13 protein-coding genes and 2 tRNA genes are annotated in these 16,046 nt (G+C 58.3%); 7 read left to right on the top strand and 8 right to left on the bottom strand.

What is annotated here, in order from left to right:
* Window positions 1–21 precede the first annotated feature (21 nt).
* On the bottom strand, window positions 22–1,821 hold the full coding sequence (gene lonB / locus EAV92_RS12020) for an ATP-dependent protease LonB (RefSeq protein WP_123041315.1): 1,800 nt from the start codon (window positions 1,819–1,821) through the stop codon (window positions 22–24).
* A 97-nt stretch (window positions 1,822–1,918) separates the two neighbouring features.
* Window positions 1,919–2,818 carry a LysR family transcriptional regulator gene (locus EAV92_RS12025; protein WP_164472745.1) on the bottom strand — a complete coding sequence of 300 codons (900 nt, stop codon included), beginning with the start codon at window positions 2,816–2,818 and terminating at the stop codon, window positions 1,919–1,921.
* Window positions 2,819–2,957: 139 nt separating this feature from the next.
* Between EAV92_RS12025 and EAV92_RS12030 the strand changes: the two genes are divergently transcribed.
* The gene (locus EAV92_RS12030) at window positions 2,958–4,565 is read left to right on the top strand and encodes a DHA2 family efflux MFS transporter permease subunit (protein WP_123041317.1); all 1,608 of its coding nucleotides are present in this window, start codon (window positions 2,958–2,960) and stop codon (window positions 4,563–4,565) included.
* A gap of 83 nt (window positions 4,566–4,648) precedes the next feature.
* Here EAV92_RS12030 and ispG read toward each other — a convergent pair whose 3' ends face one another.
* From ispG to EAV92_RS12055, 5 genes are all read right to left on the bottom strand, one after another.
* Window positions 4,649–5,746 carry a flavodoxin-dependent (E)-4-hydroxy-3-methylbut-2-enyl-diphosphate synthase gene (ispG, locus tag EAV92_RS12035; protein WP_123041318.1) on the bottom strand — a complete coding sequence of 366 codons (1,098 nt, stop codon included), beginning with the start codon at window positions 5,744–5,746 and terminating at the stop codon, window positions 4,649–4,651.
* 66 nt (window positions 5,747–5,812) lie between these two features.
* Window positions 5,813–7,072: an ATP-dependent protease ATP-binding subunit ClpX gene (gene clpX, locus EAV92_RS12040; protein WP_123041319.1), complete on the bottom strand. Its 1,260-nt coding sequence runs from the start codon at window positions 7,070–7,072 to the stop codon at window positions 5,813–5,815.
* Between the two features lie 12 nt (window positions 7,073–7,084).
* Window positions 7,085–7,675 (bottom strand): ATP-dependent Clp endopeptidase proteolytic subunit ClpP, encoded by a 591-nt coding sequence (gene clpP / locus EAV92_RS12045; protein ID WP_123041320.1) that lies wholly within the window; start codon window positions 7,673–7,675, stop codon window positions 7,085–7,087.
* Between the two features lie 184 nt (window positions 7,676–7,859).
* Entirely contained in the window at window positions 7,860–9,149 is a 1,290-nt protein-coding gene (gene tig / locus EAV92_RS12050) for a trigger factor (RefSeq protein ID WP_123041321.1), read from the bottom strand.
* A gap of 153 nt (window positions 9,150–9,302) precedes the next feature.
* Window positions 9,303–10,226, bottom strand: coding sequence for a HEAT repeat domain-containing protein (locus EAV92_RS12055; protein WP_123041322.1), 924 nt, complete (start codon window positions 10,224–10,226; stop codon window positions 9,303–9,305).
* Between the two features lie 159 nt (window positions 10,227–10,385).
* On the opposite strand from EAV92_RS12055, the gene EAV92_RS12060 reads away from it, so the two are divergent.
* Window positions 10,386–10,459, top strand: a tRNA-Gly gene (locus tag EAV92_RS12060).
* A 118-nt stretch (window positions 10,460–10,577) separates the two neighbouring features.
* On the opposite strand, the gene EAV92_RS12065 is transcribed toward EAV92_RS12060, so the two are convergent.
* A complete protein-coding gene (locus tag EAV92_RS12065) occupies window positions 10,578–12,395 on the bottom strand; it encodes an adenine deaminase (protein ID WP_123043701.1) in 1,818 nt (605 codons plus the stop codon).
* Between the two features lie 202 nt (window positions 12,396–12,597).
* Between EAV92_RS12065 and EAV92_RS12070 the strand changes: the two genes are divergently transcribed.
* The 5 genes from EAV92_RS12070 (at window position 12,598) to EAV92_RS12090 (ending at window position 16,044) form a co-directional block, all read left to right on the top strand.
* Window positions 12,598–12,674 (top strand) — tRNA-Arg (locus tag EAV92_RS12070).
* Between the two features lie 169 nt (window positions 12,675–12,843).
* Complete coding sequence (locus EAV92_RS12075; protein WP_123041323.1) at window positions 12,844–13,845, top strand: HD-GYP domain-containing protein; 1,002 nt, start codon at window positions 12,844–12,846, stop codon at window positions 13,843–13,845.
* Window positions 13,846–13,862: 17 nt separating this feature from the next.
* Window positions 13,863–14,543, top strand: coding sequence for a Crp/Fnr family transcriptional regulator (locus EAV92_RS12080; protein ID WP_123041324.1), 681 nt, complete (start codon window positions 13,863–13,865; stop codon window positions 14,541–14,543).
* A 108-nt stretch (window positions 14,544–14,651) separates the two neighbouring features.
* The gene (locus EAV92_RS12085; RefSeq protein WP_123041325.1) at window positions 14,652–15,560 is read left to right on the top strand and encodes a YihY/virulence factor BrkB family protein; all 909 of its coding nucleotides are present in this window, start codon (window positions 14,652–14,654) and stop codon (window positions 15,558–15,560) included.
* A 58-nt stretch (window positions 15,561–15,618) separates the two neighbouring features.
* Complete coding sequence (locus tag EAV92_RS12090; RefSeq protein WP_420888816.1) at window positions 15,619–16,044, top strand: EamA family transporter; 426 nt, start codon at window positions 15,619–15,621, stop codon at window positions 16,042–16,044.
* Window positions 16,045–16,046 lie beyond the last annotated feature (2 nt).

Consider the following 16,046-nt stretch of genomic DNA (forward strand, 5'->3'; position numbering starts at 1 on the left):
TTTAAGTCGGCTGCGCCATGATTATCCCTGGGCCGGCAGCCCCGCGGAAGGGCCGAGAGGGGCTTCCCGCCGATGGCCCGTTCCGTCCAACGGGGACGGTTCGCCCGCCGCCTGCCCGGCGTGAAGCACGGAGACGGCCGGCGTAGCGGCGAACGCGTCCGCCGCGATAGCGGAGTCCTGCGACACGGTTCCGGGTTCCTCCATCGTCACGCGGTCCCCGAACACGTGATGGAACACCTCTTCCATCCGATCCACCGGGATGACCTTGACGCCTTCCAGCCCTTCGAAAATCTCCTGCGAGTTCTCCTTTGGAATGAGCACGGTTTCGGCCCCGGATTGGAACGCGGCCTCGACTTTGGCGATGACGCCGCCTACGGGCTTCACCCGTCCGTGGATGCTGATTTCCCCGGTCATCGCGAGCTTATTGTCGACCGGCCTCTTGGTCATGGCCGATGCGATCGCGACGGCCATCGCTACCCCGGCGGAAGGACCGTCGACCGGCGTGCCTCCGGGGAAATTGATGTGCAGGTCGAAATTTTCCGGATGCAGTCCATAACGTCTAAGCACGGTCAAAACGTTGTCCACCGAGCCTTTGGCCATGCTCTTACGGCGAAGCGTCCGCTGACCGCCGCCGAGCTCTTCTTCTTCGACGACGCCGGTAATCGTGAATTGCCCCCGGCCGGGAACGGCCGGAATCGCCGTCACTTCGATCTCCAGCAGAGCCCCCATGCTCGGCCCGTAAACCGCGAGCCCGTTGACGAGCCCGATTTGGGGCTCGGTTGGGATTTTGCGGTCCGGCCGCGGCGGGAGCTGGCTGCTGTTGACGACCCATTCCACGTCCGCGGCGCCGAGCGACGTCCGGTTCTCGGACAAAGCCAAGCCGGCGGCCAGCTGGATGATGTTCACCGCTTCCCTGCCGTTCGTCGCATAACGTTTCACGACCTCCACGGCTTCGGGCATCGGCTGGAAGCCGATTTTCTGGATCGCGTTCTCCGCGATTTTACCGATCTCATCCGGCAGCAGCGGCCGGAAATACACTTCCATGCAACGGCTGCGGAGAGCCGGCGACAGCTCGCTGGGCGAGCGGGTGGTCGCGCCGACCAGACGGAAATCGGCGGGCAGCCCGTTTTGGAAAATATCGTGAATGTACATCGGAATGTTCGGATCTTCCGCATGGTAATAGGCGCTTTCGAGGAACACCTTCCTGTCCTCCAGCACTTTGAGCAGCTTGTTCATTTGGATCGGATGCAGTTCGCCGATCTCGTCGATGAACAGGATGCCCCCGTGCGCCTTCGTGACCGCTCCCGGCTTCGGCTGAGGAATGCCCGCGACTCCCATCGCCCCGGCACCCTGGTAGATCGGGTCGTGCACGGAACCGATCAGCGGGTCCGCGATGCCCCGTTCGTCGAAACGGGCCGTCGTCGCGTCGATCTCCGTGAACTTGGCGTCCTGACGGAACGGAGAGAGCGGGTTTTTCTTGGCTTCCTCCAAAATGACCCTCGCGGCCGCTGTTTTACCGACGCCCGGAGGCCCATACACGAGTACGTGCTGCGGATTGCTGCTGCATAACGCGGCTTTCAGGGCGCGGATGCCCTCCTTCTGCCCGACCAAGTCGTTCATGGAAGCCGGCCGCGTTTTTTCCGCCAGCGGTTTGGTCAAGGAAATCGAACGCAGCTTCCGCAGCTTATCCATTTCCTTGCGGGACTCGCGGTCCACCGCGCTCCGGTTCGATTTCTGGTTCCGCAGCAGGTTCCAGAAATATATGCCGATGATGACGGCGAAAAACACCTGAATCAGCATCAAAATCATGCTCAAGCTCATTATCCTCTTCCTCCCCGGCAAACACCCCGGAAACGCGAAAAAAATCCGGTATCCGGGCCTATACTGGATAGTATTGCCCGAATACCGGAAGATATAGTCAGTTTGCCCGGCGAAGTTTCTCGCCGTATTCGCCGGAAAGATAGTCCCGGAACAGCTTCGCGGCCGGCGACTCGTATCTCCCTTCCTTCCATTCCAAACCGACCGTGCAGACGCACGAAGAGTCCGAAATCCCCAGCCAGGACATGCCTTCCATTTTCCTCAGCCCGTCGGAATCGGGCAGCACGGAAACCCCAAGCCCCTGCGAGACGAAGCCGGCTACGGTTTGCAGATCATCGGCCTCGTACTGCACATTCGGCTTGAATCCCGTTTCCGCCAGCAGCTGGTCCAACATCTTCCGGAACGCGCAAATCGATTTATGCTCGATGAAAGCTTCTCCATCCAACTCGCTCAACCGGATCTCCTCCCGCATGGCCAGCGGGTGGACATGGGGCACGACGGCGTACAGCTTTCGGGAGAAAAGGGGAACCCAGCGATGTCCGGGCGTACCGGACGGCGGGGAAATCAGCGCCATGTCGCATTGTCCGGCTTCCATAAGTCGCTGGATATGCTGTTGGTTTCCCTGCTCGAGCTCGAACCGGATGCCGGGATGCCTCATCTTGAAGGAGCCCACCATAGACGGAACGGTAGCGGAACCTAAAATATTCAGGTAAGCCAGACTGACGGTCCCCGTCTCCGGATGCGCCATTTCGGCGATTTCCCTTTTTCCCCGTTCCACTTCCTGCAGCACGTTCCGAACCGTCTTAGCAAATAGGACGCCATAGCGGTTCAATTGGACATTCCTTCCGCTCCTCTCGAACAGAGGAACCCCGAACTCTTCCTCCAGCTTGGCGATCGAGTGGCTGAGCGCGGGCTGCGTGATGTTCAGCTTTTCCGCCGCGCGGGTCACATGCTGCAGCTCCGCTACAGCCGCGAAGTATTGCATTTGGGCCAATTCCATTCTCGTCGCCCTCCATTGATGAATGAAATTAATGAATGATATGAAAATCATAAATTAGACATTATGCATTGTCAAATTTTACAATAGGAAACACGGAAGACGCGGTCTTTCGAATCGCAACCGAAGGAAGGAAACCGAAATGGAACTTCAACCGAAAGGAAACATTGAGACCTCGCCGCGTAAAGGCTGGGCCTTCTTCTTTCTCTGCTTCGGGGTATTCATGGTTTATTTGGACCTCATGATCGTAAACGTCGCGCTTCCGGATATCCGAACCGATATGGAAATCGGCATCCGGGGCCTGCAATGGATCGTTGACGCCTACGCGATTCCGTTTGCCTGCTTGCTGCTCGCCGCCGGGGCTCTCGGCGATATCGTCGGCCACAAAAAAATGTTCCTAACGGGACTCGCCGGCTTTACCCTCGCGTCCGTTTGGTGCGCGGAATCGTCGACGCTGACCTCCCTGTTGGCGGCTCGGGCGGTCCAAGGCGCGTTCGGCGCGCTGATGATCCCCGTATCCCTGGCCATCATCCGCCTGACGTTCGACACGCCGGCGGAGCGTGCGAAGGCGATCGGAGTTTGGGCCGGCATCGGGGGGATCGCGCTGGCCGCGGGACCGCTCGCGGGCGGCTGGCTCGTGGAAGCTTTCGGCTGGAAAAGCGTGTTCTGGCTGAACGTTCCGGTCGGTGCGGCGGTGTTCCTGACGCTGTCCGTTCTGATGACCGAAACGTCGGTGAGAGCTAAGCGCTCCTTCGACGTCGTCGGCCAATTCCTTTCCATCGCGGGGATTGCCTGTTTATCCTACGGATTGATCGAAAGCCATTCTCTCGGGTGGGACAATCCGGGGATCATCGCCTCCTTCGCGGGGGCTCTCCTTTCCCTCATCGCATTCGCGGTTTGGGAAAGACGTTTTCGCGACCCGCTTCTGCCCGTCTCGCTGTTCCGACAGCCCCTTTTCCTGGTCGCGCTCCTCGTCAATTTCCTTTCGTTTTTCGGCGTATTCGCCGTCATGTTCGTTATGACGCTCTATCTGCAAAACGTGAACGGCCTGACCGCATTCGAAACAGGGGTGCGATTCCTTCCGCTAACGGCGGCCATCATGGTCATGACGACCATCGGCGGCAATCTTACCGCGAAAATCCCTCCGGTCGCAATGATCCCGATCGGCGCTTTCGCAGCCGGGGGGGCCCTCTTCTGGTTGACCTCTTTGGAGCCGGGATCCGGATTCGGCGTATACGCTTGGCCGCTTCTACTTCTCGGGATAGGCTTATCGCTTGCCGGAACGTCCACGACCGTGGCGCTCATGAACGGCATCTCGCCGGAGAGGGCGGGCATGGCTTCCGGCATCGCCAATACATTCCGCCAAATCAGCGCCGTGGTAGCCGTCGCCCTATCGGGCACGATCATCTCGGATCGCGTCCGCGCCTCTTCCGACGCCTGGATGTCCTCTTTATCCATCCCTGAAGAATGGCGTTCGCCGCTGCAGGAAACGATGGCGTCCGGCAATCTGAACGCGGAGGCTTGGCGTTCTGCAGGCCTCCCTGCCGATTCCCTTGAGATCCTAGGCGGCAAAACCGCCGATTGGTTCGCGGGCGGTATGCATGGGGCGATGGTGCTGAGCGGAATCGCCGGCATCGTCTGCGGCTTGATTTCCTTGCTTCTTCTTGCGAGAAGGGGAGCAAAAAGAAACGTCCGTGGTTCCGCCGCCCCTGTTATTCCGCCGATCACCGCCCCCTCTCAACCTAAATAAGCATGAAAAGGGAGCTTGCGCGAGGCGCAAACTCCCTTTCGTCGTTCTGGTTATTCGTTATCTTGATCCGATTGCGAAGGCGATCAATGCTTCCTTCCGGGAATGACGCCCGTTTCTTTGTACGCGACCGCGATCTGGTCGATTTCCCGTTTCAGCTCCGAAACGAGCTCGGCTTCGGGCACTTTGCGGATCATTTCGCCATACCGGAACAACATGCCTTCCCCGCGTGCGCCTGCGATGCCGATGTCCGCTTCGCGAGCTTCCCCCGGACCGTTTACGGCGCATCCGAGCACGCTGACCTTGATCGGCACCTTCAGCTTGGACAAATAGTCCTCCACCTCGTTGGCCACCGAGAACAAATCGATGTCCAGACGGCCGCACGTCGGGCACGAAATCAAAGTAGGCGCGTCCGAAATGAGACCGAATACCTTCAGCAGCTCGCGAGCCGCCTTGATTTCTTCCACGGGATCCGCGCTGAGCGAAATCCGCATCGTATTGCCGATGCCGGCGTTCAGCAGCACGCCGAGCCCGGCCGCGCTTTTGATCGTGCCGGAGAACAGCGTCCCGGCTTCGGTGATGCCGAGGTGAAGCGGGTAACGGATGACTTCCGCGGCTTGGGTATAGGCTGCGATCGCCATCGGCACGTCCGATGCTTTCAAGGAAACGATGATATCGTGAAAATCCAATTCCTCTAAAATGCCGATATGGAAAAGTGCGCTTTCGACCATGGCTTCGGGCGTGGGGTAGCCGTATTTCTCGAGCAAATGGTTTTCCAGCGAACCGGCGTTCACGCCGATCCGGATCGGAATGCCGCGTTCCTTACAGGCCTTAACGACGGCTTCCACTTTCTCGCGGCGTCCGATGTTGCCCGGATTGATCCGCACCTTGTCGATGCCGTTCTCGATGGCGAGCAGCGCCAGGCGATAATCGAAATGGATGTCCGCCACGAGGGGGATGGAAATCTCCCGTTTGATCGCTTTGATCGCTTCGGCGGCTTCTTTGTTGTTGACGGTCACGCGGACGATTTGGCAGCCCGCTTCCTCTAAGCGTTTGATCTCCGCCACGGTGGCGGCGACGTCCGCCGTCTTCGTCGTGCACATGCTTTGCAGGATGACCTGGTTGTTCCCGCCGATCGTGAGGTTGCCCACCCGCACGGGAACGGTGTCCGTCCTCTTGAACATCTACGATTCTCTCCCCGGATATACGAATACCACCTCGCTGGAGAGCGAGGTGGATGTTGTCCAACGTTATGCGCTTTCTTCTTTTTTCTTGCCCTTCTTCGTCTGGAGCTCGGGAATCATTTTCTCTTTGACGACCTTCTCGGTCACCAAGCAGTTGACGACGTCGTCACGCGATGGAACCTCGTACATGACGTCGAGCATGATTCCTTCGATGATGGCCCTCAGGCCGCGAGCGCCGGTGTTGCGCTTGATGGCTTCGCGGGCGATTTCCTCCAAGGCGCCGTTATCGAACTCGAGCTTGACGTTGTCCATCTCGAGCAGCTTCTGGTACTGCTTCACGAGTGCGTTTTTCGGTTCGGACAGAATCCGGACCAAAGCGCCTTCGTCCAGCGGCTCCAGCGTCGAGATGACCGGCAGGCGGCCGACGAATTCCGGGATCAAGCCGAATTTCAGCAAGTCCTCCGGCTGCGCCAGCGTCAGGTATTCGCCCGGTTTCAGTTCTTTCTGGCCTTCGAGAGCCGAACTGAAGCCGATGACCTTCTTGCCGATGCGGCGTTTGATGATTTGCTCCAGGCCGTCGAACGCTCCGCCGCAGATGAAGAGGATGTTCGTCGTGTCGATCTGGATGAATTCCTGATGCGGGTGCTTGCGTCCGCCTTGCGGAGGAACGGAAGCGACCGTGCCTTCGAGGATTTTCAGCAGCGCCTGCTGAACGCCCTCGCCGGATACGTCGCGCGTAATCGAAGGATTCTCGGATTTGCGGGCGACTTTATCGATTTCGTCGATGTAGATGATGCCGCGTTCGGCTTTCTCTACGTCGTAATCGGCTGCCTGGATCAGCTTGAGCAAAATGTTCTCGACGTCTTCACCTACGTAGCCGGCTTCCGTCAAGGAAGTGGCGTCCGCGATCGCGAAAGGAACGTTGAGGATTTTGGCCATCGTCTGCGCGAGCAGCGTTTTGCCGGAGCCCGTCGGGCCGATCAGCATGATGTTGCTCTTCTGCAGCTCTACGTCTTCCAGCTTGGCCGATTGGGAATTGATGCGCTTATAGTGGTTGTATACGGCGACGGACAACGATTTCTTCGCTTGCTCCTGGCCGATGACGTATTGGTCCAAAATGTTGCGAATATCTTTGGGCTTCGGAATGTCCTTGAGGTCCAGTTCTTCCTCATGCCCCAGCTCTTCCTCCACGATCTCCGTGCAGAGCTCGATGCATTCGTCGCATATATAGACGCCGGGTCCGGCCACCAGCTTGCGGACCTGATCTTGGGACTTGCCGCAGAACGAGCATTTAAGCTGGCCTTTCTCGTCGTTGAATTTAAACATGGAAACCCTCCTTTAACCGGGAATGGGCGCGGAAATCACGCGGTCGATCAGACCGTACGCCAATGCTTCCTCCGCACTCATGAAATTGTCGCGATCCGTGTCCCGCTCGATTTTGTCGTACGGCTGCCCGGTACGATCGACGTAAATACGGTTCAGCTTTTCTTTCGTCTTAACAATCCAATCCGCGTGAATCTTAATATCCGATGCCTGACCTCTTACCCCGCCGAGCGGCTGGTGAATCATGATCTCGCTGTTCGGAAGCGCGAACCGCTTGCCCTTCGCTCCCGCGGTAAGCAGAAGCGAACCCATGCTGGCGGCCATCCCGCAGCAGATCGTGGACACATCCGGCTTGATAAACTGCATCGTATCATAGATACCCATACCGGCCGTCACCGAACCGCCGGGCGAATTGATGTACAAGGAGATGTCCTTCTCCGGATCTTCAGCGGCCAAGAAAAGCAGTTGGGCGATGACGAGATTGGCGACGTCGTCGTCAATGGCGCTTCCGAGAAAGATAATCCGGTCCTTGAGGAGCCGGGAGTAGATGTCGTACGACCGCTCCCCGCGGTTCGTTTGTTCGACGACCATAGGTACCAAACTCATGCGACCAACCTCTTTTCACTGTAGACTTCGAATCATCGGTAATATTCTAACACGTTCAAAGCCGAATGTCATGTTGACGAACCGCCCATTCGAAAGCGGTTTACCGGACCTCCGCGCCAACCCCTTTTGCGAAAAATAAGGCACGCAGATTGCACGTGCCTTATCCCGGTGAACTATGTGGGCGTTACGCCGTTTTGCTGTTCTCCACGATGAACTTCACGGCCTTGCGGACTTTCAGGTCCGAAGTCAGCGTGTCCAGGTAGCCGTTAGAGGAGAAGATCGTACGGAGCTCATCCGCACTGCGGCCGTACATTTTCGAGAGGTTCTCAAGCTCTTCGTCCACGTCGGACTCGGAAACTTCGAGGTTCTCGGCGTTCGCGATCGCTTCCAGTACCAGATTGTTGCGGACGCGCTTGGAAGCGTCGACTTTCATCTGTTCTTTGAGCGACTCTTGGCTTTGGCCGCTGAACTGATAGTACAGGTCCAGGTTCATGCCTTGCATGCGGAGGCGGCTTTCGAAATCCTTCATCATTTGCTCGATTTCGTTTTCCACCATCGCCTCGGGCACGTCGACTTCCGCCGCCGCTGCCGCTTGGTCGATGACAGCCGTTTCGCGTGCGGATTCCGCGTCTTTCTCCTTGCGCTCTTTCAGCTTTGCCGCCAAATCCTGTTTATATTCCTCCAGCGTATCGAATTCGCTGACGTCCTTCGCGAACTCGTCGTCGAGAGCCGGGAGGTTTTTGCGTTTGATTTCATGGAGTTTCACTTTGAACACGACCGGCTTGCCGGCCAAGTTTTCCGCGTGGTAGTTTTCCGGGAACGTGACGTTGACGTCTTTCTCTTCGGCGATGTTCAGGCCGACGACTTGCTCTTCGAAGCCGGGAATGAACGAGCCGGAACCGAGTTCGAGAGAGTACATCTCGCCTTTGCCGCCTTCGAACGGCACTCCGTCCTGGAAGCCTTCGAAGTCGATGACCGCCGTGTCGCCTTGCTGAGCAGGGCCTTCGTCGACGACGACGAGTTCCGCATGACGGTTTTGGAGGCGCTCCAGCTCTTTGGCGATTTCCTCTTCGGTCACTTCGGCGTCGGCTGCCGGTACTTCAAGGCCTTTGTATTCGCCGAGTTTGACTTCCGGCTTCACCGTGACTTTAGCTTTGAACTTGAAAGCTTGTCCTTTGGCAAATTGCTCGACGTCCACATCCGGACGGTCGACCGGCTCAATGCCGGCTTGCTCAACCGCTTCCGAATACGCTTGCGGAAGAAGGATGTCGATGGCATCCTGATACAGGCTCTCTACGCCGAAACGAGCTTCGAAGATGGCGCGCGGCACTTTGCCTTTGCGGAATCCCGGCACGTTTACTTTGGCGACGACTTTGCGGAATGCCTTGTCCAATGCGACGGCAACTTGTTCCGCGTCGATTTCAACGTCGAGAACGCCGACGTTCTTCTCTATTTTTTCCCAATTCGCTTTCATGGTAACTTTCCCCTCCACTATTGTCGGGAGTTTGACGATGTCAAACTCTTACCGTTGGCTTCTTTGTGCCGTATCTAGACGGCTCCCCTTTACATAAACCATTACATTATATCCAACGTTCCGTTCCTTCGCAAGGCAGGGATTGTCGTCTCGTCACAGGACGGATCGAGGTTCCGCGGAATATTGTCTCAGCCACCGCAGCGCCTGCTCGTAACGAAACCGCAATTCGTCGGTAATGCCGTACTGGTCGCGGATTTCGTCGTCCGCGGTTTGGCCGTGCAGCTTTTCCAGCAAAATCTGGTGAAGCGCGGCCGCCCAAACGTCTGCGGATCCGTCGTCGTCCTGGATCATCGTCCGGTAGATCGGAGTGCCGTATGCCGCCTGCACGCATTCCTTCCACATTTCCTCCGCGAAATAGGACAGCGTGGGGTCGGACACTTCCGCGGTCTGGCGAACGCGGTCCATCACCGTAAGGACGGGTTGCGGAAAATCGGAAAACGAAACCGGGGTGTCGCCGATCTCGAGCGCCATCAATTCCCCGTCCCTCCACAGAGGGACGCTTCCCGCCGCTCCTTGCTTGCGGAGCGCCTGCAGCGCCCGGAATTGCACGGACGGGTGATGCTCGCGTTCCGACAACCACTCTCTCAAGGCGGGTTCGACGTCCGGATGGATCAAGTGGAGCAACTGGCCGATGACGAGCATTTGCTGCTCCGGGTCATCCGCTTCCTTCAGCGTTTTGAGAAGACGGGGGACATATTCGGCATCCTGGACGGAGCGATCCTCCACCCGTTTGCGTACCCAGTCGGATTCGGCAATCTCATCATCGGGTTCGTCGTCGAAAACCGAAACGACGTTTCCGGCCACGACGGCTTCCGGAAACGCGGCTTCCAGCCATCCGAGCAAGGCTTGCCATTCCGTATGGTGGCGTTCCGCGTCGCCATGGCATTGGAGCAGGAAGGTCAGCAGCGCTTTCGCGTCCCCGTATCTTTCCGTTTCCAACATTTTGGTCAATTGGATTTGATAATAGTCCAGCGTTTTAGGAAACAACACCAAATTGTCATTGGCGCGGTCGGTCATCGCAAATCCCCTTCCAGGCCGGAAATCGGCCTCAGGTTCGGTCCCCCGCATTATACCATGAAGTTTCCCGGAAAAGGAAAAAGCCGGCGTTATCCGGCACGGCGAGAGGATTGATATGCGGTCGGGACTGTGCTATCATAACTCTTGCTCACGTGCCGTGCGGGTGTAGTTCAATGGTAGAACGCCAGCTTCCCAAGCTTGAGGCGAGGGTTCGATTCCCTTCACCCGCTCCAAATGCATATGAAACAGCGAAGCCCTTAGATCAGGGCTTCTTTTTGTATTTCGGCGCATGAACGTTATTGAAGCAAAAAAGGTGTTCCGTGGGGAACACCTTTTTGCATTGTCCGATTTCTATTCGTAATCCGGGAACAGCGGCACTTTCCGGATGCCGTCCGGCGAGATGCGAACGAGCCCTTGGTCGGACAGCCGAAGCTCGGGGATCACGACCAGAGCCAGCAGCGAGATCGTCATCAGCGCGTTGTTCAACCCGCAGCCGACCTCCTTCAGCGCCCGTCCGACAGCCCTCGATCGTTCGGCTACCGTCTCCGGATCGGCGTCCGACATCAAGCCGGCGACCGGAAGCTCGAACAGCACCGGCGCTCCGGCGCCAAGGACCGCGATTCCTCCCTGGCACCCGATCACGGCGTTCGCGGCTTCCGCCATCAGGGCGTCGTCGTTGCCGACGACGAGCAGATTGTGGCTGTCGTGCGCGACCGTCATTGCGATCGCCGCGGGACGGTCGAATCCGAGTCCCGACAGCAAGCCGACCGACCGGCCTCCCGTCGCGAAATGCCGCTCGAACACCGCGATTTTGCATAGTCCCGTCGCCGGATCCAATCGCACGAATCCGTCCGCCGCCGCAACTTGCACCATCCGTTCCTTCGTATCCGCCCGGTTTTCGATCGGCTCGACGGCTCGCGCCGTCAACTGCCCCGCCTCAACGGGAGCCCGAATGGCGAAATCCTCCGCGCGGATCCCGCGTCCTACGCGCACGGTTTCCCTGGCGCTTGGCGGGTACGCGAAAGCCGGCCAGTCGACCGTCATCCGGCCGTTCTCGGCCACGATCCGTCCCGCGGCGACCGTCATGCTCACGTTGACGTCGGAAAGCGGACCGTCCAGCAAAATCACGTCGCCATATGCGCCCGGCGTTACTGAACCGACGTCGCGTGCGACTCCAAACCGCTCTGCCGTGTTGAGCGTCGCCATCTGAAAGGCCGTCACCGGCTTTACTCCTTGGCGGATGGCCAGGCGTACGACGAAGTCCATATGGCCTTCGTCGAGGAGGGATTCGGCGCTCCTGTCGTCGGTGACCAGCATGATCCGGCGAGGGTCGAGCCCACGCTCGGTATGCGCTCGGATCGTGTTGGCCACGTCATGCCAAGCGGAGCCTTGGCGCAGCTTGGCGTACATGCCGAGCCGGACCCGTTCGATCACGTCTTCCGGCGTCACGTTCTCATGGTCGCCGGTTACGCCTGCGGCCGCGTACACGGGAAGCCGCCAATCCGATGCCGGCCACGTGAAATGGCCGTCGACGATCTTGCCCGCGCGCAGCGTCGCCGCGATTTCTCCCAGCATGTGCTCGTCCCCATAGACGACGCCCGGAAAGTTCATGACTTCGCCAAGCCCGATGACGTCGCCGCCCCAGGACAATGCTTCAGCGACTTCGTCCGGTCCGAGGGAAGCGCCCGACGTCTCGAACGCCGGACCCGCGGCCGGTACGCAGGAAGCGGCCTGCATGTAAGCGGCCAGCGGCGTCGTCCGCGCCTCTTCGAGCATAAGCCGGATGCCTTCGAGTCCCAGCACGTTGGCGATTTCATGCGGATCGAAAAATCCGCCCGTCGTTCCCCGCGGCAAGACGGCTCTCGCAAACGACGAAGCCGTCATTTGCGTGCTTTCGATATGGCAATGCCCATCAAGAAGACCGGGCGCGATGTAACGGCCGTCCGCCTCGACAATCCGCGTCCCTTCCCCGATCGTATGCGAAACATCTTTCCCCACATAGGCGATTCTCGGCCCGCAGAACGCAACCGACATGCCCTCCAACAGCTCTCCCGAGCAGACGTTCACGAGCGTGCCGCCCCGGATCACGAGGCTGGCCGGACGGCTGCCTCGCGAAACCGCCACCAGCTCCGTCAGCATTTTGTGCAGCGGCTCCCGATTGAAGCTCATTCCTTCTCCCACGGTCTTCCCCTCCTTTTCGAGCATTGTCTCATTGTACTTCAGCATAGCCTCGCGCAACGCCGCTGTAAACGGACCGGACTTCCTTTTCGTTAAAATAACAAGGGAGAAGCTTGCCTTCCGGAACGCCGAAAAATTCCTCTAACATCCCCTTGAGCCGACCCTGCGCTGTGTGATAAACTAATCAAGCTGCGTCCCGGTAGCTCAGCTGGATAGAGCAACGGCCTTCTAAGCCGTCGGTCGGGGGTTCGAATCCCTTCCGGGACGCCACTTATCAGTCAAATCCGACAGCGCTCCCCATCGGGAGCGTTTTTTTCATGCCCTTTCCCGGGCATAAGTCCCATCTTTCGACAAGTTTTGTAATCTCGGTTACAGAAAGGCCGAGCGGGGTTATGGTAACCTTCTTTCATACGATAGAGGGTTTTGGAGTGATGAGAACATGTTATTGATCCCCGTACAGGATTTGGTGGAAGGCGACCTGCTCGGCAAAGGCCTGTATACGCCGGACGGCCGCCTGATGCTCAAACAGGGAATCCGTTTGAACGACCGCATGATCGAAGGCATCAAACGTTTGGGCCAACATTATATATACGTGGAAATGGCGGATCACCGCGCTTCCGAAACGGGTTGGGATTGGAAAACGAATTTGCGCTCCCTGACGGAAGACCTGCTCACCCGCTGCTTCGAATCCGTTCGCCGGAACGACGGCCTTCCCGTCAAACCGATTTTCGACTGGGCGGATCATCTTTCCGGCCTCCTGGCGGAGAAAACCGAAGTCAAAATCGGACCCGCAGACTTGTCTCAGGAACGGGAGGAGCTCATTGCGCACAGTCTCAACGTGTGCTTCTTGTCCGTGATGACGGCCAAAGCCCTCGGCTACCGGGAAAACGAGCTTCGCGACGTGGCCATCGGCAGCCTCCTCCATGATATCGGGCTTGCCGTTCCTCTGGAGGACAAGCTCGTCCTCAACCACCCGATGATCGGCTTCGACGTGCTGCGCAGGCTCCCCGGCCTCTCGATCCCGTCGCTGCAAATCGTCCTTCAGCATCACGAAAGGATCGACGGCCGGGGATTTCCCCACGGGATCCGCGGCGACGCGTTCCGGCAGCCGTCGCAAATCTGCGCGCTCGCGAGCGAATTCGACGATTTCATGAATCGTTCGCTCACTCCGCGCACGCCTTGTGAAGGATTTGACTTCGTCATGTCGAAGATTGATAATGCGTACGATTATTCCGTCGTCCGGGCATTCCTGAACGTCTTCGAGCCATATCCTGTCGGTACGGCGGTGACGTTGACGGGCAGCCTTGAGGGGACCGTCGTCGAGACCAATCCCGGCTGCCCGAGCCGGCCGATTATCCGCCTGCGGGCCACCGGCGACCGATTCGATCTGATGCAGCATACGACTTTCCGGATCGAACGGGCCGTACCCGCCATAACATGAGCTAAAGGAGGAATGGGATGGCGATCGACACCTCTAAACTACGCACGTCCATTCCATTTTTCCGGGAAATCGAACCCGCGCTGCTGGAACGCATCGTTCCTCTGATGTTCGTCAAAAAACTGCGCAAGGGAGAAATCATCTTCCTCGAGGGCGACGAAGGCGACGAAATCTACTTCATCGGTTCCGGCGCGGTCGGCATCTATACGTTCGATAAGGCCAAGAAAGTGACGCTCGCTTTCCTTCGGGAAGGCGAGTATTTTGGCGAGATGGCCCTGATGAAGCCCGGCCTGGTCCGCTCCGCGACGGCTGAAACGCTGATGGCGACGCGGCTGTACGCGCTCCGTCGGATCGACTTCCAGACGCTGATCGAACAGGACCGCCATCTGGCGTTTCATCTGCTGGACTACACGATGGAACGGCTGCGCAAGGCGAACCAGCAAATCTACGACTTGACCTTCCTCAACGTCAAAACGAGGATCATCAAACGCCTCCTCAACTTGGGCCAAGAATACGGAGGCCAGCAGATCCCGGTCAAAATCACCCACCAGCAGCTGGCCGACATGGTCGGGGCGGTCCGCGAAACCGTGTCCAAGGTGCTGCAGGACTTGCAGGACCAAGGACTGATCGAAATCCGCGACAAATTGATCCGCCTGACCGACGTCCACACGCTCGAACGCAAGCTGATGGAAGAAAGTTAATGACCCGAAGAGGCTCGGATTTCCGAGTCTCTTTTTCTTGGTGCCATTCGCGACGAAGAAAAAAGGGTAATAGGGCATATTCCAAATGCAGTAAAGGAGGCCTGCCCCATGAGCCCGAAAGAGAAAACCGTATGGTTCGCGAAGCACCTGTACGTGCGTTTCAAGGACGACGACGTGCCCGCCATGAGCGCCCAATTGACGTACTATTTGATTCTCGCCTTTTTTCCTTTCCTCATCTTTCTGGTCACGATTATCAGTTTTCTTCAACTGGGCGGAAATTCCGTGTTGGACGAATTCATCCGCATGCTTCCGGCAGACTCCGCTGACAGCTTACGGAAAACTTTGCAGGAGGTTACGGAGAACCGGAGCGGCGCCGTCCTCTCCTTCGGGATGCTGGGTACGCTGTGGGCCGCTTCCAACGGCGTGGGCGCCATCATGAAAGGGCTCAACAAAGCCTATGACGAAAAGGAAACCCGGCCGTTCTGGAAAACGCGCGGCCTCTCTCTTCTGTCCACCGTCGTACTGGCCGTCGTGATTGCGGTCTCGATTCCGCTGCTCGTGTTCGGACATGTGATCGGGGAGTACATTTTCCGGTTGCTGAGCTTTCCCCAAGGTTTTGAACTGATCTGGGGGCTCATCCGCTACGCTTTCCCCGTCGCGGCGCTTTTCGGCGTGTTCGCTTTGCTCTACTGGCTCATTCCGGACAGAAGGCTGACGTTCCGCGAAGTGGTGCCCGGCGCTTTGTTCGCCGTCGTTGGCTGGATCGCGTCGTCGCTGCTGTTCGCGGTGTACGTCAACCATTTCGGAAACTATTCGAAAACGTACGGAAGCCTGGGAGGCGTCATCTTGCTGCTGATCTGGCTGTACATGAGCGCGAACATCCTGCTGCTCGGGGGCGAAATCAACGCGACGCTGGCCTTCGATAAGAAAGGCGCGCAGAACCGCTCCTCCCGCATCCGGACGCATACGATGGAATTTCCTCCGCTGCGGGGCGGATCCGGCGTTACAAGGGGTTAACCGGCGGTTTTCATGGTATGCTAGGTGAAAATCCTGAGGGTATCGGAGGCGAGTGGTTTTGTCATGGCTGCTTTATGCGCTGCTTTCCGCGGTGACGGCGGCGCTCGTGGCGATCTTCGGAAAGATCGGGCTGAAGGACTTGGACGCGAACGCCGCGACGGCCGTACGGTCCGTCATTATGGCGTTGTTCCTCCTTGGCGTGGTGGCGGTGCAGGGGAAATTCTCGCAGATGGGGGAAATCCTCGGCCACAAAAGGGCTTTGACGTTCGTCGCGCTGAGTGGCGTCGCCGGCGCCTTGTCCTGGCTGTTCTACTTTCTGGCGCTGAAGTACGGCCGAGTATCGCAGGTAGGTCCCATCGACAAGTTCAGCGTCGTCATCGCCGTCGTGCTGGCTTACCTTTTCCTCGGAGAAAAGATTTCCCTGCTGAACTCGCTGGGCGTCGTCTTGATCGCCGCAGGGGCTATCCTCGTCGCCTTGAAATGAAA

It is taken from the genome of Cohnella candidum (genome assembly GCF_003713065.1).
Classification (GTDB): Bacteria; Bacillota; Bacilli; order Paenibacillales; family Paenibacillaceae; genus Cohnella; species Cohnella candidum.